We start from the raw sequence: 22636 nt of genomic DNA, 5'->3' as shown, positions 1-22636 counted from the left end.
TTACAGATCCATCAGAAGGCGGCGCGGATCTTCCAGCGCCTCTTTTACACGTACAAGGAAGGTCACGGCGCCTTTGCCGTCAACGATCCGGTGATCGTAGGACAGCGCCAGATACATCATCGGGCGGATCTTGATCTCACCGTTGATGACCATGGGACGGTCCTGGATCTTGTGCATGCCCAGAATACCCGACTGCGGGGGGTTCAGGATCGGCGACGACATCAGAGAGCCGTAGACACCACCGTTCGAGATGGTGAAGGTGCCGCCCTGCATTTCGGCCATCGACAGCTTACCGTCACGGGCGCGCTTGCCTTTTTCGGCGATGGCTTTTTCGATTGCTGCAAAGGACATGCTGTCAGCATCACGGATGACCGGAACAACCAGACCTTGAGGCGTACCGGCGGCAACCCCCATGTGCACGAAGTTCTTGTAGACGATATCGGTGCCGTCGATCTCGGCATTGACTTCCGGAACCTCTTTCAGCGCGTGGCAGCAGGCCTTGGTGAAGAAGGACATGAAGCCAAGCCGCACTCCGTGCTTCTTCTCGAACTGCTCCTTGTACTGATTGCGCAGGGCCATCACCTCGGTCATGTCCACCTCGTTATAGGTGGTCAGGATCGCGGCGGTGTTCTGTGCATCCTTCAGGCGCTTGGCGATGGTCTGGCGCAGACGGGTCATGCGTACGCGTTCCTCGCGGGCCTCGTCCTCGGCGGCGACCGGTGCGCGCGGGGCCTGGGCAGCGGGGGCGGGCACAGCCGCCGCAGGGGCAGGGGCTGTAGCCGCTGCAACAGCTTTTGCCACGTCTTCTTTCATGATGCGGCCATCGCGGCCCGTGCCCGTGACCTGATCGGAGGACAGACCGGCCTCGGCCATCGCCTTTTCGGCGGACGGCGCGTTTGCAACGTCCTTGCCAGCGCTGGCCGCCGCCGGAGCAGCCGCAGCGGCAGCAACAGCCGGTGCGGGCGCCGCGCCAGCGGCCGCACCCGAGATCACCGCCAATTTCGCGGTAGCATCAACGGTCGACCCTTCGGGCGCCACGATTTCGGCCAGAACGCCGGCTGCCGGGGCCGGGACCTCGACAGACACCTTGTCGGTCTCCAGCTCACACAGCATCTCGTCCTGCGCCACGCCGTCGCCAACCTGCTTGAACCAGGTGGATACGGTTGCTTCTGTAACGGACTCGCCCAAAGTCGGGACCATCACGTCGATGCTGCCTCCGGATGCTGCCGGTGCTGCCGCCGGAGCCGGGGCGGCCGCAGCCGGCGCAGGGGCGGCGCCTTCACCGGCGGTAATGGTGGCCAGCAGGGCGTTCACGCCAACCGTTTCACCCTCTGCCGCTACAATCTCGCCCATCACGCCTGCGGCGGGCGAAGGAACTTCAACCGTCACCTTGTCGGTTTCCAGTTCACACAGCATCTCGTCCAATGCCACGGCGTCGCCGGGTTTTTTGAACCATGTTGCGACCGTGGCTTCTGTGACGGATTCGCCAAGCGTGGGAACACGAACTTCAATCGTCATCGCTTACTTTCCTTCAATGCTCAGCGCTTCGTTCACGAGCGCCTCTTGTTGGGCTTTGTGTTGGCTGGCCAGACCCGTCGCGGGCGAGGCCGAGGTTGCGCGACCGGCATAGACCGGGCGGGTGTGTTTTGCGCCGATACGGGTCAGCACCCATTCGATATTGGGTTCGATAAAGGACCAGGCGCCCTGGTTTTTGGGTTCTTCCTGACACCAGACCATTTCGGCGCCCTTGAAGCGCTCAAGCTCGTTGATCAGCGAATGCGCCGGGAACGGGTAATATTGCTCGATCCGCATCAGATAGACGTCATCGATGCCGCGCGCGTCGCGTTCCTCCAGCAAGTCGAAATAGACCTTGCCGGAACACATGACGACGCGTTTGATCTTGTCATCGGCAACCAGCTTGGTGTCCGAATTACCCTTCTGCGCGTCGTCCCACAGCACCCGGTGGAAGCTTGAGCCGGTGGTGAAATCCTCGGCTGTGCTGACCGCCAGTTTGTGACGCAGCAGCGACTTGGGCGTCACCAGGATCAGCGGCTTGCGGAAGGTTCGGTGCAGCTGACGGCGCAGGATGTGGAAGTAGTTCGCAGGCGTCGTACAGTTGGCCACGATCCAGTTGTCCTGACCGCACATCTGCAAGAACCGCTCCAGACGGGCCGAGCTGTGTTCAGGCCCCTGACCTTCGAACCCATGCGGCAGCAGCGTGACCAGACCGGACATTCGCAGCCATTTGCTTTCGCCCGAGCTGATGAACTGGTCGAACATGATCTGCGCACCGTTGGCAAAGTCACCAAACTGCGCCTCCCAAAGAACCAGTGCGTTGGGTTCCGCCAGCGAATAACCGTATTCGAAACCCAGAACCGCATATTCGGACAGCATCGAGTCAATCACGTCATATTGCGACTGGCCCGCGCGAATATGGTTCAGCGGGTAATAACGCTCTTCGGTTTCCTGGTGGACGAAACCTGAATGGCGCTGGCTGAACGTGCCGCGCGTCGCGTCCTGACCTGCCAGCCGCACCGGGTAGCCCTCGGTCAGCAACGACCCGAAGGCCAGCGCCTCGCCCGTGGCCCAGTCAAACCCCTGACCCGTCTCGAACATCTGTTTCTTGTGATCCAGCAGACGACCCACGGTTTTGTGCAGGGCAAAGCCCTCGGGCGCACGGGTCAGCGCACCTCCGATTTCGCTCAGCGTTTCGGGTGTGATGGCCGTCTCGCCGCGCATGTATTCTTCTTTGTTCTTGTCCAGATGAGACCAGCGCCCGTCCAGCCAGTCGGCCTTGTTGGGTTTATAGTCCTTTCCGGCCTCGAACTCGTTGTTCAGATGCGCCTGGAAGGCCGCCTTCATGTCCTCGATCTCGCCCTCGGGGATCAGGCCGTCCTTGACCAGCCGCTCGGTATAAAGCGACAGCGTGGTCTTATGCGTCTTGATCTTCTTGTACATGATCGGGTTGGTGAACATGGGCTCGTCGCCCTCGTTGTGCCCGAACCGGCGATAGCAGAAGATGTCGATGACCACGTCCTTGTGGAACTTCTGACGGAACTCGGTTGCCACCTTGGCGGCATGTACCACGGCCTCGGGGTCGTCGCCATTCACGTGGAAGATCGGTGCCTCGACCATCAGCGCGATATCGGTGGGATAGGGGCTGGAGCGCGAGAAGTGCGGCGCGGTCGTGAAACCGATCTGGTTGTTCACGACGATGTGCATGGTGCCGCCGGTCTTGTGCCCGCGCAGACCCGACAGACCGAACCCTTCGGCCACGACACCCTGACCGGCAAAGGCCGCATCGCCATGCAGCAGAATGGCCATCACCTTGGTGCGGTCGGTGTCGTTCAACTGATCCTGCTTGGCGCGGACCTTGCCCAGTACCACCGGGTTCACCGCCTCAAGGTGCGATGGGTTGGCGGTCAGCGACAGGTGCACCGAGTTGCCATCGAACTCGCGGTCGCTGGACGCGCCGAGGTGGTATTTCACGTCGCCCGAACCGTCCACGTCCTCGGGCTTGAAGCTGCCGCCCTGGAACTCGTTGAAGATGGCGCGATAGGGTTTGCCCATCACGTTGGCCAGAATGTTCAGACGGCCCCGGTGCGGCATCCCGATCACGATATCGCTCAGACCCAGCGCGCCGCCGCGCTTGATGATCTGTTCCATCGCGGGGATCAGCGCCTCACCGCCGTCCAGACCGAACCGCTTGGTGCCCATGTATTTGACGTGCAGGAACTTTTCGAACCCTTCGGCCTCGACCATCTTGTTCAGGATCGCCTTGCGGCCTTCCTTGGTGAAGGCGATTTCCTTGCCATAGCCCTCAATCCGTTCCTTCAGCCAGGCGGCCTCTTCCGGGTCAGAGATATGCATGTATTGCAGTGCGAAGGTGCCACAATAGGTCCGCTTCACGATCTCGACGATCTGACGCATGCTGGCCATCTGCAGGCCCAGAACGTTGTCGATGAAGATCGGACGGTCCATGTCGGCATCGGTAAAGCCGTAGGTCCTTGGGTCCAGCTCGGGGTGGTTGCTGGCCGCGCGCATGCCAAGCGGGTCCAGATCGGCGGCCAGGTGGCCCCGGATACGATAGGCCCGGATCAGCATCAGCGCCCGCAGGCTGTCCAGCACCGCGCGCTTGATCTGATCGTCGCTGACCTCGACACCCTTTGCCGCAGCCTTGTCCTTGATCTTCTTGCCTGCCGCCTTGGCGTCGATCTCGGCCCATTCGCCGGTCAGCGCACCCGTCAGGTCATCCGCCGGCACCGGCGGCCAGTCCGTGCGCGCCCAGGATGGCCCCTCCGCTTCTTTCTGCACATCCGGCGCGTCGTCGCCCATGGCTTTGAAGAACTCGGCCCAGGCGGCATCCACCGCACCGGGGTTCTTGGTGTACTGGGCGTAAAGCTGCTCCAGATATTCGGCATTATGCCCCTGCATGAAGCTCGAGGCATGAAAGGCTGAGTTGGGCGAATGTTCGGTCATTGGGCTACCTCATATGGGTTGGGACCGTATTGGTTGGTGCCTGGCTGGCTGGGGCGGGTCAGCCACCACAGCACCAGAAGGGGCGACACAAACAGAACAAGAAGTGTCGGAATGACGATAAGCAGCGTGGCACGTGTCAGCAGAATATCCATCGTACCACCGTGGAACTGGTTGGCGAGGCCGATGCCAAAGATCAGAACCGCAAACGCGCCCACAATCAGCAGGATCGGCAGCAGGGCATAAAGCCCGCTGCGCCCGGTGTCGTGCATCCGGCGGAATGCCACGGCCAGATGCGGAAAGAATACGATCAGGCCGACAATGCTCTGCACAGGTTGCCGGGACGTGGCGGCGACGGACTTGACCTCATCGCTTTCGCTGACTGCGACCTGAGTGAAGAACTGCCAGTCGATGATACCGGCAATGATGTTCCAGATCACGATGAACAGGAAAAAGAACCAGTATTCGGGCCGCGAGGCTCTCCCTGAGAAGGTAAAGAACTTGGAGAAACAGGTGCGGATGGCGTCGGAGAAGGTCATGGGCTTACCGACCATCGCGTTACGAACCGACCATCGGCAGCGGACGCAGCCTTGGATTGAGCGACTGTTGCAGCCAATATCGCGACGAATGGAATTGCCCAAGTAGCAAATTTACGAGGCAAAAAGATAGGAACATCGGGCGGGCGTTTTTCGCCCACCCGTTTTTCGGGCGTTGCCCTCAGAGCATATGCCCGGTGGTTGGTCAATTACCCGATCGCTTCCAGCACAGCCTCACCCAGCTGGGCGGGGCTTTCGGCCACGACAATACCGGCCGAGCGCATGGCTTCGATCTTGTCTTCGGCACCGCCCTTGCCACCGGCGACAATGGCACCTGCGTGGCCCATGCGACGGCCCGGAGGGGCTGTGCGGCCTGCGATGAAACCGGCGGTCGGCTTCTTGCGGCCCTTCTTGGCCTCATCCGCCAGAAACTGCGCGGCTTCTTCCTCGGCCGAACCACCGATTTCACCGATCATGATGATCGAAGTGGTCTCGTCATCGGCCAGGAACCATTCCAGCACGTCGATATGCTCGGTGCCTTTGATCGGGTCGCCGCCGATGCCTACGCAGGTGGACTGGCCCAGACCCACATCGGTGGTCTGTTTGACGGCCTCATAGGTCAGGGTGCCCGACCGCGACACAACGCCGACCGAGCCGCGCTTGTGGATATGGCCGGGCATGATGCCGATCTTGCAGGCATCCGGCGTGATGACGCCGGGGCAGTTCGGGCCGATCAGGCGCGACTTGCTGCCTTCCAGCGCACGCTTCACCTTCATCATGTCCAGAACTGGAATGCCTTCGGTGATGCAGACGATCACTTCCATCTCGGCATCGATCGCTTCGAGGATCGAGTCGGCTGCAAACGGCGGAGGAACGTAGATCACGCTGGCGTTGGCTTCGGTCACATGCTTGGCCTCGTGGACCGAGTTGAACACGGGCAGGTCAAGATGGGTCATGCCACCTTTGCCCGGGGTCACACCGCCGACCATCTTGGTGCCATAGGCGATGGCTTGCTCAGAGTGGAATGTGCCCTGCGAGCCGGTGAAGCCCTGACAGATGACTTTGGTGTTTTCGTCGATGAGGACTGCCATTTACTTTCCTTTGTTCCTGCTAGCCGGGATAGGTCATAGAGACGCGCACAGTGCCCGGAGTTTCATATCTGTGGTTGTTCTGGATGGTTGAGAGTTCGATGATCAACGGCAAGCCGCCGTCCAATGAGATATGCCAGCTTGTCGGGCTGAACTGCTCAGTCGTCGGAAAATACTGGTAAAGCGTTCGGCCCACGATCGCCGCCATGTCCGCCTGATTCAGATGGGTTGTGTACACAGTGCAAAGACCGGCGGGACGGCTGGTATCGTCCACCTCGGCATGCGCTGTGTTTGCGGGTGCGTCGAAATAGTGGCTGCTGCCCCGATGAATACCGTATTCGTTCACGCCGCGATCGACCTTGCGATAGGTGAACCCCGCCGCCGGAAAGGCCTGCGCGGCCTGCGCCCGACGGAACATCACCTCGACGCACCAATAGGTCAGGCCGGTGACATTGGCCTGCGCCGCATCACGCAGCGTTACGCCCTGCTGCGCCAGAGCCGGTTGCGCCAGCGTCAAAAGCGATATGAATGCCCAACGGATCATGACAGGGTTTCAGCGCCTTTCATGACGCACCTCTGTGCCGCTCAAGGGCGGCGATGACCTGTTCGCGTAACCAAATCCCCAATGACCGCTGGTTCTGCCCCGCCGGGCTTTGCAGATACTCGGGGTCCAGGTTGATCTCGCCTGTTTCCGAAATGGTCTCAACGGGGTCGTCGAAATTAAATGGCGCGGCGCAGGGGTTGAACCTTTGAAAGCCAGCATTGGCTCTCAGCCTTCCATTGACGGGAACGTAATGCATTGTGGTCAACAGGTAGGGTGTCCCGCTTCGCACGAAGTTTTCGAAGAAGGCCCAGCGCAGCCACCATTTCAGGTGAAACAGGCAATCCCGGCACATCATCAGGTCGACCCGGGGCAACGGATCGGACGTGATGTCCAGATGCATGAAGGAACGACCCGGTGCCCCGTGCCGGGCTTTGACCGCGTCAACCACCTCAAGCGAGATATCGCCGCCGGTATAGTCGATGCCCGTCAGATCCACATGCTGCATCCATGTCCAGTCCCCACAGGGCGCATCAAGAAAGGTCCGGACCCGATACCTTTCAAAGATCCCGGGCAGTGCCGCGCGTAGCGGAGCCGTCGCCTCAAGCGTCGAGCCCTGACCCGAGCGCGGCCCCTTACGGCGCCCCGCCCAGCTCAAGCTTTCAAACGCGTTTCTCAGACCGCTGCGCATCCCGGATGTCCTATCAGCCCCTGTGGTTGAACCAGCTACCCGAGCTTACCCCTTGACCGCCTTCACGATCTTCTCGGCGCCGTCTTTCAGGTTGTCTGCCGCAATCACATCCAGGCCGGAGGTGTTGATGATCTCTTTGCCCTTCTCGACATTCGTGCCTTCCAGGCGCACGACCAGCGGTACTTTCAGGCCGACCTCTTTCACAGCCGCGACAACGCCCTCGGCAATCACGTCACAGCGCATGATGCCGCCGAAGATGTTGACCAGAATGCCTTTGACATTCGGATCGCTGGTGATGATCTTGAACGCTTCGGTTACTTTCTCTTTGGTCGCACCGCCGCCAACGTCCAGGAAGTTGGCTGGCTCGGCCCCATAGAGCTTGATGATGTCCATCGTCGCCATCGCCAGACCCGCGCCGTTGACCATGCAGCCGATCTCTCCGTCCAGCGCGATATAGTTCAGGTCGTATTTTGACGCTTCCAGTTCCTTGGGATCTTCCTCGGTCGTGTCGCGCAGTTCGGCGATATCGGGGTGGCGGTAGACCGCGTTGCCGTCAAAGCCTACCTTGGCGTCCAGCACCTTGAGGTCGCCCTTGTCCGAGATGATCAGCGGGTTGATCTCCAGCATCTCCATGTCCTTCTCGACGAAGGCATTGTAGAGCTGGTTCATCAGCTTGACGCATTGTTTGACCTGCGCGCCTTCCAGACCCAGCGAGAATGCGATGCGGCGGCCGTGATAGGCCTGATAGCCGGTCGCGGGGTCTACTGAGAACGACAGGATTTTCTCGGGTGTGGCTGCGGCCACTTCCTCGATGTCCATGCCACCTTCGGTCGAGCAGACGAACGAGATGCGGCTTGTCTGGCGGTCCACCAGCAGGGCCAGGTACAGTTCACGCTCGATGCCCGAACCGGCTTCGATATAGATGCGGTTGACCTGCTTGCCAGCCGGGCCGGTCTGATGGGTCACCAGTGTGCGGCCCAGCATCTTCTTGGCTTCTTCGGCGGCTTCCTCAACCGACTTGGTCAGACGGACGCCGCCCTTTTCGCCGGCATCGGCTTCCTTGAAGGAGCCCTTGCCGCGCCCACCCGCATGGATCTGTGCTTTGACGACCCAAAGCGGCCCATCCAGTTCACCGGCTGCGGTTTTGGCTTCCTCGGCGCGCAGAACCGCGCGACCCTCGGAGACCGGAGCGCCATAGCTGCGAAGAAGAGCCTTGGCCTGATATTCGTGAATGTTCATCGAAACTGTCCCGTCTGACTACGATTAAACCGTTATAGGGGGGTCTAAGGGGCAAGTTTAAAGGGTTTTTTGATGGGGGTGGGGAAATTAGCGAAGATTTTTCGGATTTGTGATCACAGCGTTTTATCGTGTGATCACAAAATCTAGTAGCCGTCGTCATTGATTCGAAAATTCTTTGGCGGCACTGGAAAACATATTCAAAAAAGGCATTTGCGACGTTTGCGCCAACACTGCCGATCGGGTTTTGTCCTGAAATCCGTCGTCGTCCGGATAGTATGACAAAAAGAGCCGGCCCGAAACGGACCGGCTCAGCTTTAGTGCAGGCGCGGGATTAGCTCAGCGAGCCGTCGATGCCTTTGCAGGCTTCGATCAGACCTTTGACGGCGTTGACCGAGTTGTCGAACCCGGCCTGCTCGTCTTCGTTCAGCTTGATGTCGACGATCCGCTCGATGCCGCCGGCACCGATAACGGTCGGCACACCAACATACATCCCATCGACACCGAACTCACCGTTGCAATAGGCCGCGCAAGGCAGAACGCGCTTTTGGTCTTTCAGATAGGCCTCGGCCATTTCGATCGCCGAGGTGGCGGGCGCGTAATAGGCCGAACCGGTTTTCAGCAGGCCAACGATTTCGGCGCCGCCGTCACGGGTGCGCTGCACGATGGCGTCCAGTTTCTCCTGCGTGGTCCAGCCCATCTCGACCAGATCGGGCAGCGGGATGCCGGCGACGGTCGAATAACGGACCGACGGCACCATGGTGTCGCCGTGGCCGCCCAGGACAAAGGCGGTGACGTCGCGCATCGAGACGTTGAACTCTTCCGACAGGAAATGCGCAAAGCGCGCCGAATCCAGAACGCCCGCCATACCGCAGACCTTGTTGTGGGGCAGACCCGAGAATTCGCGCAGGGCCCAGACCATCGCGTCCAGCGGGTTGGTGATGCAGATCACGAATGCGTCGGGGGCGTGGGCCGCGATGCCTTCGCCGACCGACTTCATGACTTTCAGGTTGATGCCCAGCAGGTCATCGCGGCTCATTCCCGGCTTGCGGGCCACGCCTGCGGTGACGATGCAGACATCCGCGCCCGCGATATCCGCATAGTCGCTTGTGCCGGACATGGCCGCGTCAAAGCCCTCGGACGGGCCGGACTCGGCAATGTCGAGCGCTTTGCCCTGCGGCAGCCCGTCAGCAATGTCAAACAGGACAACGTCACCCAGTTCCTTGACAGCTGCAAGGTGCGCGAGCGTGCCGCCGATGTTCCCCGCGCCGATCAGCGCAATCTTGGGTCTGGCCATTTGGAATATCTCCGGTCGGTTTTGAAATCGCGGTTTTGCTAGTCCTTAAATGGGTTTCGCGCAAGGGCCGCGCAGCGCGGCATGCGACCGCATACCGTTTGCGCCGGGCAATCAGTTTGCGCTAAACCGGCTGGGAAATATGCCAAATCGGGGCCGCCCGCATGTTCGATCTGAACCTGATGTTTTTTGCCGTGGCGATCCCGGCGGTGATATTTGCGGGGATTTCCAAGGGCGGTTTCGGCTCGGGCGTGGCTTTTGCGTCCTCGTCGATTCTGGCGCTGATCCTCGAGCCGGGGCAGGCGCTTGCCCTGATGCTGCCGATCCTGATGGTGATCGATGTGGCCACCCTGGGGCCCTACTGGAAACGCTGGAGCTGGCCGGATTCGCGCCTGTTGATCCTGGGTGGCGTGCCGGGCGTGGCGCTGGGCGCATGGCTCTATCGCGCCACCGATGACGACCTGCTGCGGCTACTGATCGGCGGGATCTCGGTCGGGTTCGTGATCTGGCATCTCGCGCAAACCCGGGGCTGGGTGCGCGGCTTTGCCAACCGGCTGCCGCCTTCGGCAGGTCTGACAGCCGGTCTGGTCGCAGGCTTCACCAGCTTTGTCAGCCATGCCGGCGGTCCGCCCGCCGCCGTCTATCTTCTGTCACAGCGCCTGTCGAAGACCGAGTTTCAGGCCTCGACCGTTCTGGTGTTCTGGGTGATCAACGTCGCCAAGTTCATCCCCTATGCTTTTCTCGGCCTGTTCACCTGGCATACCGCGCTGGCGGACCTTCTGCTGGCGCCCTTCGCCATTCTCGGCGCCTGGCTGGGCGTCCGGGCGCACTGGATGATGTCCGAGCGCCTGTTCTTTGGCATCGCCTACGTCCTGCTGACCCTGACCGGAACCAAGCTGATCTGGGATGCACTGACCTGACGGGTCAGATCTTGTCACCTTTTGGCGGCAGCGCATCCGCCAGCGCCTCATAGGATTGACCCGCCGCCACCAGGCACGCCATGCCGTCAGGCAAGGTGACAATGATGGTCCAACTGCCGGTTTCGTCTGACGCGTAGATCTCCATCACCGCGCCTTGGCGGGCAATCCCGATGCCTTTTCGCGTTTCGCCGTATGTCGCGGCCAACCGCTCGGTTACGTCCGTGCGCGGGGCGCAGGTGCCCGGCCGGGCAATGACCTGTTGCGCGGCGGCGACCATGATCATCAGACCCAATGTCATCCTCAGAACCGTCACCCTCATATCCGACCCCATTGCTGTAAGACCTCAAAAGCTGACGGCAGAGGCGTGAAATCCGGTTAAACCGCCGAACGTTGCGTGCTGATGCTGCGCTGCGGCGATTTTTGCCTTGAACTTTCCGGTAAAAAATGCCCCATTCCGCGCAATATTATTTCTTTGGGAGAAGACAGATGGACCCGCGCCAGCGCCCCTATCGTTCCGTTCTTTATATCCCCGGTTCGAAAGAACGGGCGCTGGACAAGGCGCGCACTCTGCCTGTGGACGCGATTATTTTTGATCTGGAGGATGCGGTTGCAGCAGACGAAAAGGACAATGCGCGCGAAACGCTGAAAGGTGCTCTGGCCCAAGGCGGTTACGGCAACCGGGTCCGGATCGTGCGAATCAACGGTCTGGACACCGAATGGGGCCGCGCCGATGCCGAGGCCGTGCGCGACATGGACGCAGACGTCGTGCTGCTGCCCAAGGTCAACTCTGCCGCAGATGTGGACGCGCTGGCGGCCATCACCGGCGATCTGCCAATCTGGGCGATGATGGAAACCCCGCGCGGCATGCTGAACGCGGCTGAAATCGCGGCGCATCCCCTGATGGCCGGATTTGTCATGGGCACCAACGATCTGGCCAAGGAACTGCAAACCCGTTTCCGCCCCGACCGCCTGCCTCTGATGACCTCGCTGGGTCTGTGCCTGCTGGCCGCCAAGGCCGAGGGCCTCATTATCGTCGACGGCGTCTACAACGCCTTCAAGGACAATGACGGGTTGGCCGCCGAATGCGCGCAGGGTCGCGACATGGGCTTTGACGGCAAGACGCTGATCCACCCGGCGCAGGTCGACGTCACCAATGCGGCCTACGCGCCATCGGACGCCGAGATCGATCTGGCCCGTCGTCAGATCACCGCGTTTGAAGAGGTCGAGGCCCAGGGGCAGGGGGTTGCTGTCGTCGATGGGAAGATTGTTGAAAACCTTCACGTTGTAACCGCACGAGAAATTCTGGCAAAAGCAGAGGCAATATTGGCTTTGCAAGCGGGGTAGCCGGCAATGGGTTTTCTTCTTCTGATTCTTGGTGTGGCGCTTTGGTGGGCGGCGCATCTGTTCAAACGCGTCCGTCCGGAGCAGCGCGCCGCCATGGGCGAAAAGGGCAAGGGCGCGGTGGCATTGGCGCTGCTGGTGTCGGTCCTGCTGATGATTTTCGGCTACCGCATGACCGATTTCATCCATGTGTGGTCGCCGCCGACCTTCATGATCCACATCAACAACCTGTTGGTCCTGATCGCGATATTCATGATGAGCCCCGCAGGAACCAAGGGAAAGCTGCTCAACGGCATGCGCCATCCCATGCTGGCCGGGTTCAAGACATGGGCCTTCGCGCACCTGCTGGTAAACGGTGATCTGGCGTCGATCATCCTGTTCGGCGGGCTTCTGGCCTGGGCCGTAGTCGAGGTGATCGTGATCAACCGGTCCGAGCCTGAATGGACGCCCGGCGAACCCGGCACCTATGGCAAGGACGCGATGTTCTTTGTGGCTTCGATCATTCTCCTGGGCGTCATCGGTTATATCCACGGGCTGGTCGGCCCTTCACCTTTCCCCTCGTAAGGAGCTGACAATATGGCATTGCTCTACCGTCTCCTGACCGAGGAAGACACGTCAGCCTTCTGCCACAAGGTTTCGGACGCGCTGGCCAAAGGGTGGGAACTGCACGGATCACCGTCCTACGCATTCGATCCGGCCGGCAACGTCATGCGCTGCGCGCAGGCCGTGACCAAAGAGGTTGCGGCCGACTATTCACCTGACATGAAACTGGGACAGCAATAATGGCAAAGACAAATCCGGGTCATTTCTTCGAGGACTATTCTGTCGGGCAGGTTCTGCATCACGCGGTGCCCCGCACCGTCACGACCGGCGAGCGTGCACTGTATCACGCGCTTTATCCCGCGCGGCATGCGCTTTACTCCTCGGATGAATTTGCCCGGAATTGCGGCCTGTCGCAAAGTCCGATTGACGATCTGGCCGCCTTTCACGTTGTGTTCGGCAAAACGGTCCCCGACATATCGCTGAACGCGGTGGCCAACCTGGGCTATGCCGAGGGCCGCTGGCTGCAACCGGTCTATCCCGGCGATACGCTTCGGTCGGAATCCGAGGTGATCGGGCTAAAGCAGAACTCGAACGGCAAGACCGGTGTGGTCTGGGTGCGTACCCGCGGGCTGAACCAGCGCGACGAAGTTGTGATCGAGTATGTCCGCTGGGTCATGGTGCGCAAAGCGAACCCTGATGCCCCTGCGCCGGAAACGGTTGTTCCGGATCTGAAAAAAGTACTGGACCCGCAAGATCTGGTGGTGCCGCAGGGCCTAGATTTCTCGAAATATGACTTTGTACAATCCGGCGAATCCCACCGCTGGGATGCGTACAAAACAGGCGAAACCATCGATCACGTCGATGGCGTGACCGTGGAAGAGGCCGAGCATATGCTGGCCACCCGCCTGTGGCAGAACACCGCCAAGGTTCATTTCGATCTGACCTTCCGCCGCGAAGGACGTCTGATCTATGGCGGCCACGTCATCTCGATGGCACGTGCGCTGTCGTTCAACGGGCTGGCAAACGCGCAGATGATCGTCGGCCTGAACGGTGGTGCCCACGCCAATCCGTGCTTTGCCGGCGACACGATCAAGGCGTGGAGCGAGGTTCTGGACAAGGCCGAAACCGGCACGCCCGGCATTGGTGCCATCCGTCTGCGACTGGTGGCGACCAAGGGGGGTGAACCGTTTGGGTTGAAAAGCAATGACGGAAAATACCTGCCGGACGTTCTTTTGGATCTGGACTACTGGGCCCTGATGCCGATCTGACAGATTACATTCATTTGAACGCAGATCGCGCCAACCATGCTAATCTGCGTTCATGTCTTGGCTTCGCAATATTCTGGCCTGCCTCTGCTTTGCTCCACCGGCAGCCGCGTGCGATCTTGCGCTGGCGCTGGCGGTTGACGTATCGGGATCGGTCGACGCGCAGGAGTTCCGTATTCAGATGGATGGCCTGTCTGCTGGATTGCGCGACCCGGTTGTGTCCGAGGCACTTGTCAGGGGGCAGGCGCAACTGATGCTTGTGCAGTGGACTGGGTCCTCGCGCCAGAGGATCACTATCCCCTGGACCCGCATCGACAGCTTCGAAGCGCTCGACCGGTTTTCCCAACAGGTTTCTGATGATCCAAGGGTATGGCGCAACTTTTCCACGGCGATTGGCGAGGCACTGGAGATGACGGTTCCCAGCTTTGACGAGGTTGCGGACTGCAAACGACGCCTGATCGACATTTCCGGGGACGGGATTTCGAACGAAGGGGTTGAACCCTCGCAGCTCCATGCGGTTCTGCGCAGCCGGGGCATCACCGTAAACGCCATCGCAATCGAAGAAAGCGAGCCGGATCTGACCGCCTATTTCTTTGAGAATGTCATTGTCGGCGAGGGCGCATTTGTCGTCTCGGCGGCGGGTTTTGACGATTACCCGGAGCGTATCCGCAAGAAACTGCTGCGCGAAGTGACGCAACAGACGGCGGGCTTGCGACAGAGCAGATGAGATTCGTGATCACATTGCTTTGCCGTTGAAAACGCTAACATAGGCGGCGTAATATGTGATTTGTGATCACGAGAATATTTACCGTGATCACATATTAACTTTATCTGCGAATTTGGGCTGAATATGCGGCTTTTTGCATTCGCAGCACGTGACAGACCCTCAAAAAACGGTAAAACCTTCGGTAGCCAACCGAAAAGGAGCCGCCATGGCCGATGTTAATCGGGGCAACCGCCCGCTTTCTCCGCATCTGTCGATTTATCGTCCGCAGCTGACGTCGGTCACGTCGATCCTGACGCGCATCACCGGCAACGCCATGATCGTGGCCGCTTTGCTGATCGTCTGGTGGTTCCTGGCCGCTGCCACATCGCCCGAAGCATTCGAACGGGCCAACTGGTGGCTGACCTCGGTTCTGGGCGATCTGATCATGGCCTTTTCGTTGCTGGGCCTGTGGTATCACCTGCTGGCGGGCGTGCGCCATCTTATCTGGGACAACGCTGTGGGGTTGGACATTCCAACCGCCTACAAGCTGGGTTGGGCCGTGGTGATCGGTTCCGTTGTACTGACCGTTCTGACCCTTTTGATGGTCGGATAATTAGGAGGCCCTCATGCGTTATCTTACCGACCGCAAGCGTGCGATTGGCTTGGGCTCTGCCAAGTCCGGCACGGCTCATTTCTGGGCGATGAAGGTCAGCTCGGTTGCTTTGCTGATCCTTGTGCCACTTTTCATTTTCACTTTTGGACCGATATTGGGGCAACCGTTTGACGTGGTGCTCGACTACTATGCGCGCCCGTTCCCGGCCATTGTCGCCGCGCTGACCCTGGCGGTCGGTTTCAAGCACTTCGCCGACGGCGCGCAGGTGATGATCGAGGACTACGTGCATGGCACGATGAAAAAGGTCCTGATCATCCTGACAATCTGCCTGTCCTACGCCGCTGCCGCCGCTGGCATCTTTGCCATTGCGCGCATCGCCCTGTAACACCCCGGAGCTGAACGAAATGGCTGCATACGAATACGAAACACACGAATATGACGTGGTCGTTGTCGGCGCTGGCGGGGCCGGTTTGCGCGCCACGCTGGGCATGGCCGAGCAGGGGCTTCGCACAGCCTGCGTAACCAAGGTTTTCCCGACCCGTTCGCACACGGTTGCCGCGCAGGGCGGTATTGCCGCGTCGCTGGCCAATATGGGCCCCGACAACTGGCAATGGCACATGTACGACACCGTCAAAGGCTCGGACTGGCTGGGTGATACCGACGCGATGGAGTATCTTGCGCGCGAGGCTCCCAAGGCGGTCTATGAACTGGAGCATTACGGCGTGCCGTTCAGCCGGACCGAAGAGGGCAAAATCTATCAGCGTCCCTTTGGCGGTCACACCACCGAGTTCGGTGAAGGCCCCGCAGTGCAGCGCACTTGTGCGGCGGCTGACCGAACCGGTCACGCAATTCTGCACACGCTTTACGGCCAATCGCTTAAGAACAACGCCGAATTCTACATCGAGTATTTCGCCATCGACCTGATCATGTCCGAAGACGGGCAGTGTCAGGGTGTCGTCTGCTGGAAGCTGGACGACGGCACGATGCACGTCTTCAATGCCAAGATGGTTGTGCTGGCCACCGGTGGTTACGGCCGCGCCTACTTTAGCGCCACCTCGGCCCACACCTGCACCGGTGACGGTGGCGGCATGGTGGCCCGTGCCGGTCTTGCGCTGCAGGATATGGAGTTCGTTCAGTTCCACCCAACCGGCATCTATGGGTCCGGCTGCCTGATCACCGAAGGTGCACGGGGCGAGGGCGGATACCTGACCAACTCGGAAGGCGAACGGTTCATGGAGCGTTATGCGCCCCAGTACAAGGACCTTGCACCGCGTGACTATGTGTCGCGTTCGATGACCATGGAGATCCGCGAAGGACGCGGTGTTGGCAAGGACGGGGATCACATTCACCTGAACCTGAGCCACCTGCCGGCAGAAGCGTTGGCCGAACGTCTGCCGGGCATTTCGGAAAGCGCCAAGATCTTTGCCGGCGTTGACGTCACCAAGGAACCGATTCCGGTACTGCCGACCGTACACTACAACATGGGCGGCATTCCAACGAACTATTGGGGCGAGGTTCTGAACCCGACGGCCGAAGACCCGACCGCCGTGGTTCCGGGCCTGATGGCCGTGGGTGAGGCAGGATGTGCCTCGGTGCATGGTGCGAACCGTCTGGGGTCGAACTCGCTGATCGACCTGGTGGTTTTTGGCCGTGCGGCAGCGATCCGCGCCGGTAAGGTTGTGGACGCAGATGCGGCGAATCCTGTTTTGAATCAGGCGTCGGTCGACAAGGCCTTCGACAGGTTTGACGCCGTGCGCAATGCCGATGGTGCAATCCCGACCGCCGATCTGCGGCTCGAGATGCAGCGGACCATGCAGGCCGATGCAGCCGTGTTCCGGACCGCTAAGACAATGGCGGAAGGCGTCGAAAAGATGACTGCGATCGCGGCCAAGATGGACGACCTGAAAGTCACCGACCGCAGCCTGGTCTGGAACAGCGACCTGATGGAATCGCTGGAGCTGACCAACCTGATGCCCAGCGCGCTGGCCACCATCGTCGGTGCCGAAGCCCGCAAGGAATCGCGCGGCGCCCATGCCCATGAAGACTTCACCGAACGCGATGACAAAAACTGGCGCGTTCACACTGTCAGCCGTGTCGAGGGCAACAAAGTCGATCTCAGCTATCGCCCCGTTATTGTCGATCCGCTGACAACCGAAGATCAAGGTGGCATAAACTTGAAGAAAATCGCGCCCAAGGCGCGCACGTTCTGAGGGTTCGGGGCAAGGTAAAACTCTGAGGTTTTGATTGCATGCGTTGTCGGAGAAAACGTCGGAATGGCTAAGCAACACCAAAAAGGTTTCCACCTTGCTGATGGGCTTGACTATCTGGAATTCCTCCGGCGTCTGCACTTGAATCTGAAACCGGAATGGTATTTCGAGGTTGGAACCCAGACAGGTGCCAGTCTGCGTCTGAGTGATGCGAAATCCATATCGGTCGATCCCAGTTTCGCAGTGCGACACGAACTGATCGGTGCAAAACCCGAGTTATATCTGTTCCAGCAAACCAGCGACGAATTTTTCGCTGAAAACCGGCTTGCCGTTCTTGGGGTCACCGTCGATCTGGCGTTCCTTGACGGTATGCATTTGATGGAATTCCTGCTGCGCGACTTCATCAACACCGAGCGGTACTGCTCCGCGGATAGCGTGATCGTGATGCACGACTGCGTGCCTTGGAACAGCGCCATCACGGCCCGCCAGCGTGGTCAGGGTCCGACCAGCGACTGGACGGGTGATGTATGGAAAATCGTTCCTATTCTTCAGGCGTATCGTCCGGACCTGGAGCTTGAGATCGTCGATTGCGCACCGACGGGTCTCGTAATCGTCACGGGCCTTGATCCGGACAGCAACTTGCTGTCCGGCGCATATGACGAAATACTGGCCAGGTTTAAGGATACCGATATCGAAGACTACGGTGTCGAGCGATATTTTGATTCAATCGATATTGTTCCCGCTGAACAAAGCCGGTGGCTTTCTGCATGTCCAAGGCTGTTGCCCGCCGATTGGAAGCGAAACCCGGATGTATCCATCAAAGTAGCCGCGCCCAACCGTGAGACGCTGACAGCCTGGGGAGACTATTACTTTGCCCTCGGCCTGGCCAAGGCATTTTCTCGGCTGGGGTACAAAACAACGATCGATCCGGCAGATGAATGGTACAGGAATTCGAAACCCGGTGGGATTGATCTTGTACTGCGGGGGCGAGCGAATTTCGGGAGGCAACCCGGTCGGAAATGTCTTTATTGGGCGATTTCAAAAGGGCTCCGAAAGATAAACTACGCTGAGGCCGATCATGTGTTCTGGGCGTCTCGCCCCATGTATGATGCCGCACTAGAGGGCGAGATGGCCGCGAAATCGTCCCTGCTTCCGCAGGGTTTCGATTCTGACGTTATGTACCCTCGGGAAAGTCTTCGCGGCGATGGAATTGTATTTGTTGGCAGAAACCGGGCAGGGTTTGAACGCGTCGCTGTCGGGTATGCGGCTCGTTCGGGTCATGGTTTGAAAATCTGGGGCCCAGGCTGGAACGCCAGTAAACATGCCGAATTTGTTTGCGGTGATCATGTTGAAAATGACCGTTTGTCGGGCGTTTATGGGCAGGCGGACATCGTGCTGAACGACCATACACCGAAAATGAAAGAGAACGGTCAGCCCTCCAATCGCATTTTCGATACGCTGGCTTGTGGGTCTGTACCGGTTTCCGATGATGCCGGATGGTTGCCGGATGATATGACAGAGTATGTCTACCTGTTTGAAGATGAAGAAAGTTTTGGCCGGGCGTTGCGCGCTGCCTCATCTGAAAGCGATACAAAGCGCCGTAAGCGCCTGAAATTTGCCAGCCAGATGCGCGAGACTCATTCGTTTGAGGCAAGAGTCCGAACTATTCTGGAAGTGGTCGAAACACTTCCCGTTGAAGGCGAACATGAAACCGCAGCGGAGGTCAGCCAGTGAAAAAAGCTTGTCCCGCCTGCGGTGGACCTGAACGCCGCTATCCCGCGCTGAACAAGTACGGGCCTGAACTGCCGATGCCCTGCCGGAGAGTCCAAAAATGGTTCAATTAACGCTTCCCAAGAATTCCCGTATCACCACGGGCAAAACCTGGCCCAGGCCGGAAGGCGCCACCAACGCGCGCAAATTCCAGATATATCGCTGGAATCCGGATGACGGACAGAACCCGCGCGTAGATACATATTTCGTTGATATGGATGACTGTGGTCCGATGGTTCTGGATGCGCTGATCTACATCAAGAACAAGATTGACCCGACCCTGACCTTCCGCCGGTCCTGCCGCGAAGGCATCTGCGGTTCCTGTGCAATGAATATCGACGGGATCAACACGCTGGCCTGTATCTACGGCATGGACGAGATCAAGGGCGACGTGAAGATTTATCCTCTGCCGCACATGCCGGTGGTCAAGGATCTGATCCCCGACCTGACGCATTTCTACGCGCAACACGCCTCCATCATGCCGTGGCTGGAAACCAAGACCAACCGCCCGGCGAAAGAGTGGAAGCAGTCCATCGAAGACCGCAAAAAACTGGATGGTCTTTATGAATGCGTGATGTGCGCCAGCTGCTCGACATCCTGCCCTAGCTACTGGTGGAACGGTGATCGTTACCTCGGCCCCGCCGCTCTGCTGCACGCCTATCGGTGGATCATCGACAGCCGGGACGAGGCCACGGGCGAGCGCCTGGATGATTTGGAAGATCCGTTCAAGCTTTACCGCTGCCATACGATCATGAACTGCGCCAAGACTTGCCCCAAGGGACTTAATCCGGCCAAGGCTATTGCCGAGATCAAGAAAATGATGGTTGAGCGCGCCGTTTAATCGAAACACGACAATATGTGCTTGCCGCCTTGCGGCAAGCGCATTGCCCGTCTGCAAAATTGTATGATGTAGCGGTGACCCTGCAGCTATATCTTTTCGACAGGGAGGAGTGACAGGATCTAACGGGATCACTCCGATGAAAAAATCTTAAGAAAACAAAAAGATCAACGCGTCCGAAGCGCTGGAGATTCTGGATCAGGCCTGGGTCTATTACACGCCGGAACCTGTGCTGAGGCTGGCTGAGGGTGAGCCTGAGTTGTTCGAATACGCAAACGCAGCTTGATGCGCGTGGCAAGGGCAACCCTCTTGAAATTTACCGACAGATGAGCAAAGCAGAACCATGCCAGTGCTTCTACTTTTGCTCGCTGCGGGTGTTTTTGTCTATTTCTTTTGGAGGTCGCGCCATTCGTCTCTGACCCGGGATTGCCGGTGGCGCCAGCATCTGAAAGAGGGCACGTGGTCCTGCGCTTTTTGTGGGGCCGTTGTCCAAACAAATGATCAGCCCACGCAATGCCTGAGGAATCAGACCTAGCCGGAACGCCGAGGCTTTTCAGGTCACGTGATATGAGGCACTCTGGCCAAAAAGTTGGATGGACTGAAGATGGCTCTGCCCCCTGAAGATGCTGCGGCCCGCCGGGCGATAAAACCGGTGATCTGTTATCCCAATGACACTTTGCCCATACCTGATCTTGCGCTGTACCGGCGCGTCCGAAAGGATGCGATCAAGACGGATGAGGTGTTGGTGCCCCCGCGCGATGCCCGGTGTTTCGAGGTGCCGGCGGGTCATTTCTTTCGCATCACCTCTGTCGAAGGGCCGCAGGTCGGCGATCTGAATATTTGGAATCTCAACGACTTATCGGAACGATTCTATTCCGGAAAGTCCCGTGCCCTGCATGGCACGCATCTGACAGTCGGAGAGCGGATGTGGTCAAGCTTTCCCAACTTGCGCCCGCTGGCCACGATTGTCGAAGACACGCTGGACTGGTACGGGATCGACGAATTTGGCGGGTCCGTGCATGATGTGATTGGAACCCGGTGTGATCCTTACACCGGAAACCTGTTGTCGGGGACGCAATACCACCATTGCTGCCACTCCAATCTGACCCGCGCACTGGCGGACCATCTGGGAATTGAGATGTCCGAGGCTGAGCAGGCAGTTCACGACGTCCTTAACGTTTTCATGTGCACCGGATTCACGCGAGATACCGGTCAGTATTTCATGAAGGCGTCACCCGTCCGTCCGGGCGATTACCTGGAGTTCTTTGCCGAGATCGACCTGTTAGGCAATCTGAGCGCATGTCCGGGCGGGGATTGTTCATCCGTGCATTCTTCGGATACCGCAACCTGCCATCCGTTGCTGGTTGAAGTCTTTGCCCCGTTGGACGGTGCGCTGGACGGCTGGGCAAGCCCTGATCCGAACGGGTATGACCGATCGCATGGGCGTTAGCCTGACGGGGCAATAAGGGGCGAAAGGATCGCCCCTAGTTTGGTCACGTTGCGTCCGGGAACGCGGCCTGCAATGCGATTTCGACCATGTCGCCAAAGCTGCTTTCACGTTCTGACGACGGCAGCGCCTCGCCGGTCAGCAAATGGTCTGAAACGGTTAGAACCGCCAGCGCCCGGCATTTGTGGCGGGCGGCCAGAATATACAGCTCTGCGGCTTCCATCTCGACGCCCAGAATGCCGTGCCGGACCATCTGTTCATTCAGATCGGGACGCTCATCGTAGAATACGTCTGACGAATAGATGCCGCCGACATGCGTGGTCGTGTCCTTGGCTTGCGCGGCGCTGGCTGCGGCCTGCAACAAGCCCCAATCGGCGCAGGGGGCAAAGTTCAGTTCTTTCATGATCCCGCGCGAAGGCGTGCTGAGCGTGGTCGAGGTCATGGCCAGAATAACGTCACGGATATTGACGCTATCCTGCATTCCACCGCACGAGCCGATGCGGATCAGGGTTTTCGCGCTATAATCACGGATCAGTTCATTGACGTAAATTGACAGGGACGGCATTCCCATACCGCTGCCCTGAATGGTTACAGGATTTCCCTTCCAGGTGCCGGTAAAGCCCAGCATTCCGCGCACGTCATTGATTTTTCTGACATCCGTCAGAAACGTTTCCGCCGCCCATTTTGCCCGATACGGATCACCGGGCAAAAGAACGGTTTCTGCGATTTCACCTTTTTCAGCGCCGATATGAATAGTCATTTTCCGGCCAGCCCTGTCAGATTTCCAGATCTGCTATATCCGCGCCCGACTTCAGCGCGTCATGTACCCATTGCGGTTTGCGACCGCGGCCAGACCAGGTCTGTTCGGGTGCGGCCGGATTACGGTATTTTGCCTTAGCTTTTGAGCCTTTGGGTCCACGCGGCGCGTCGCTCGACAATTCGGCCAGTGAAAACCCAAATTCTGCGGCAGCTTGTTCTGCCGCTTTCAAGGCGTTTTGGCGCTCGCGTTTTTCCGCTGTTTTAAGTGCCTTTTCGATCTGATCGCGCAATTCCAACAGGTCCTTGCGGGACATATTGTCCAGATTGATCCCCATTATTTCTCTCCCATTAATTTATTTTACGAA

Annotated in this window: 23 protein-coding genes; 12 read left to right on the top strand and 11 right to left on the bottom strand. The window is 59.1% G+C overall.

Annotated elements, in window-relative coordinates:
- The 8 genes from odhB to mdh all read right to left on the bottom strand — a co-directional run bounded on the left by odhB (position 1) and on the right by mdh (position 9865).
- Positions 1-1518 carry a 2-oxoglutarate dehydrogenase complex dihydrolipoyllysine-residue succinyltransferase gene (gene odhB, locus ACR0JW_RS09335; RefSeq protein WP_170679691.1) on the bottom strand — a complete coding sequence of 506 codons (1518 nt, stop codon included), beginning with the start codon at positions 1516-1518 and terminating at the stop codon, positions 1-3.
- A 3-nt stretch (positions 1519-1521) separates the two neighbouring features.
- Positions 1522-4479: a 2-oxoglutarate dehydrogenase E1 component gene (locus ACR0JW_RS09330; protein WP_170679693.1), complete on the bottom strand. Its 2958-nt coding sequence runs from the start codon at positions 4477-4479 to the stop codon at positions 1522-1524.
- Positions 4476-5015, bottom strand: coding sequence for a DUF805 domain-containing protein (locus tag ACR0JW_RS09325; protein ID WP_170679694.1), 540 nt, complete (start codon positions 5013-5015; stop codon positions 4476-4478). Before ACR0JW_RS09325 ends, ACR0JW_RS09330 begins: the two co-directional genes overlap by 4 nt.
- Before the next feature lie 206 nt (positions 5016-5221).
- Positions 5222-6103: a succinate--CoA ligase subunit alpha gene (sucD, locus tag ACR0JW_RS09320; RefSeq protein ID WP_170679695.1), complete on the bottom strand. Its 882-nt coding sequence runs from the start codon at positions 6101-6103 to the stop codon at positions 5222-5224.
- A 19-nt stretch (positions 6104-6122) separates the two neighbouring features.
- Complete coding sequence (locus tag ACR0JW_RS09315; protein WP_170679697.1) at positions 6123-6644, bottom strand: hypothetical protein; 522 nt, start codon at positions 6642-6644, stop codon at positions 6123-6125.
- Positions 6645-6663: 19 nt separating this feature from the next.
- Positions 6664-7332 carry a class I SAM-dependent methyltransferase gene (locus ACR0JW_RS09310; protein ID WP_170679699.1) on the bottom strand — a complete coding sequence of 223 codons (669 nt, stop codon included), beginning with the start codon at positions 7330-7332 and terminating at the stop codon, positions 6664-6666.
- Between the two features lie 45 nt (positions 7333-7377).
- Positions 7378-8571, bottom strand: coding sequence for an ADP-forming succinate--CoA ligase subunit beta (sucC, locus tag ACR0JW_RS09305; protein ID WP_170614402.1), 1194 nt, complete (start codon positions 8569-8571; stop codon positions 7378-7380).
- 331 nt (positions 8572-8902) lie between these two features.
- Complete coding sequence (gene mdh / locus ACR0JW_RS09300) at positions 8903-9865, bottom strand: malate dehydrogenase (RefSeq protein ID WP_170614403.1); 963 nt, start codon at positions 9863-9865, stop codon at positions 8903-8905.
- A gap of 161 nt (positions 9866-10026) precedes the next feature.
- Between mdh and ACR0JW_RS09295 the strand changes: the two genes are divergently transcribed.
- Positions 10027-10782 carry a sulfite exporter TauE/SafE family protein gene (locus ACR0JW_RS09295; RefSeq protein WP_170679701.1) on the top strand — a complete coding sequence of 252 codons (756 nt, stop codon included), beginning with the start codon at positions 10027-10029 and terminating at the stop codon, positions 10780-10782.
- A 4-nt stretch (positions 10783-10786) separates the two neighbouring features.
- On the opposite strand, the gene ACR0JW_RS09290 is transcribed toward ACR0JW_RS09295, so the two are convergent.
- Positions 10787-11101, bottom strand: a complete 315-nt coding sequence (locus tag ACR0JW_RS09290; RefSeq protein WP_170679703.1) for a hypothetical protein — start codon at positions 11099-11101, stop codon at positions 10787-10789.
- Positions 11102-11268: 167 nt separating this feature from the next.
- On the opposite strand from ACR0JW_RS09290, the gene ACR0JW_RS09285 reads away from it, so the two are divergent.
- From ACR0JW_RS09285 to ACR0JW_RS09235, 11 genes are all read left to right on the top strand, one after another.
- Positions 11269-12126, top strand: coding sequence for an HpcH/HpaI aldolase/citrate lyase family protein (locus ACR0JW_RS09285; protein WP_170679705.1), 858 nt, complete (start codon positions 11269-11271; stop codon positions 12124-12126).
- Between the two features lie 6 nt (positions 12127-12132).
- Complete coding sequence (locus tag ACR0JW_RS09280) at positions 12133-12687, top strand: NnrU family protein (RefSeq protein WP_170679707.1); 555 nt, start codon at positions 12133-12135, stop codon at positions 12685-12687.
- Between the two features lie 12 nt (positions 12688-12699).
- On the top strand, positions 12700-12906 hold the full coding sequence (locus ACR0JW_RS09275; protein WP_170679708.1) for a DUF1737 domain-containing protein: 207 nt from the start codon (positions 12700-12702) through the stop codon (positions 12904-12906).
- Positions 12906-13934 (top strand): MaoC family dehydratase, encoded by a 1029-nt coding sequence (locus ACR0JW_RS09270; RefSeq protein ID WP_170679710.1) that lies wholly within the window; start codon positions 12906-12908, stop codon positions 13932-13934. The genes ACR0JW_RS09275 and ACR0JW_RS09270 overlap by 1 nt, the downstream gene beginning before the upstream one ends.
- 52 nt (positions 13935-13986) lie before the next feature.
- A complete protein-coding gene (locus tag ACR0JW_RS09265) occupies positions 13987-14658 on the top strand; it encodes a DUF1194 domain-containing protein (protein ID WP_170614410.1) in 672 nt (223 codons plus the stop codon).
- 205 nt (positions 14659-14863) lie between these two features.
- Positions 14864-15250, top strand: a complete 387-nt coding sequence (gene sdhC, locus ACR0JW_RS09260; protein WP_170679712.1) for a succinate dehydrogenase, cytochrome b556 subunit — start codon at positions 14864-14866, stop codon at positions 15248-15250.
- Positions 15251-15263: 13 nt separating this feature from the next.
- A complete protein-coding gene (gene sdhD, locus ACR0JW_RS09255; protein ID WP_170614412.1) occupies positions 15264-15635 on the top strand; it encodes a succinate dehydrogenase, hydrophobic membrane anchor protein in 372 nt (123 codons plus the stop codon).
- Positions 15636-15654: 19 nt separating this feature from the next.
- Entirely contained in the window at positions 15655-17460 is a 1806-nt protein-coding gene (gene sdhA, locus ACR0JW_RS09250; RefSeq protein WP_170614413.1) for a succinate dehydrogenase flavoprotein subunit, read from the top strand.
- Between the two features lie 63 nt (positions 17461-17523).
- Positions 17524-19191 carry a glycosyltransferase family protein gene (locus ACR0JW_RS09245; protein ID WP_170824919.1) on the top strand — a complete coding sequence of 556 codons (1668 nt, stop codon included), beginning with the start codon at positions 17524-17526 and terminating at the stop codon, positions 19189-19191.
- Between the two features lie 97 nt (positions 19192-19288).
- Positions 19289-20068, top strand: a complete 780-nt coding sequence (locus ACR0JW_RS09240) for a succinate dehydrogenase iron-sulfur subunit (protein ID WP_170679716.1) — start codon at positions 19289-19291, stop codon at positions 20066-20068.
- A 601-nt stretch (positions 20069-20669) separates the two neighbouring features.
- A complete protein-coding gene (locus tag ACR0JW_RS09235) occupies positions 20670-21515 on the top strand; it encodes an urea carboxylase-associated family protein (RefSeq protein WP_480713835.1) in 846 nt (281 codons plus the stop codon).
- A gap of 43 nt (positions 21516-21558) precedes the next feature.
- Here ACR0JW_RS09235 and deoD read toward each other — a convergent pair whose 3' ends face one another.
- Positions 21559-22272, bottom strand: a complete 714-nt coding sequence (gene deoD, locus ACR0JW_RS09230) for a purine-nucleoside phosphorylase (RefSeq protein ID WP_170679720.1) — start codon at positions 22270-22272, stop codon at positions 21559-21561.
- A 16-nt stretch (positions 22273-22288) separates the two neighbouring features.
- Positions 22289-22606, bottom strand: a complete 318-nt coding sequence (locus ACR0JW_RS09225) for an H-NS histone family protein (protein ID WP_170614421.1) — start codon at positions 22604-22606, stop codon at positions 22289-22291.
- Positions 22607-22636: the final 30 nt, after the last annotated feature.

The organism is Ruegeria sp. BG6, assembly GCF_056538465.1.
This window is presented reverse-complemented; position numbering and strand designations above follow the sequence as displayed.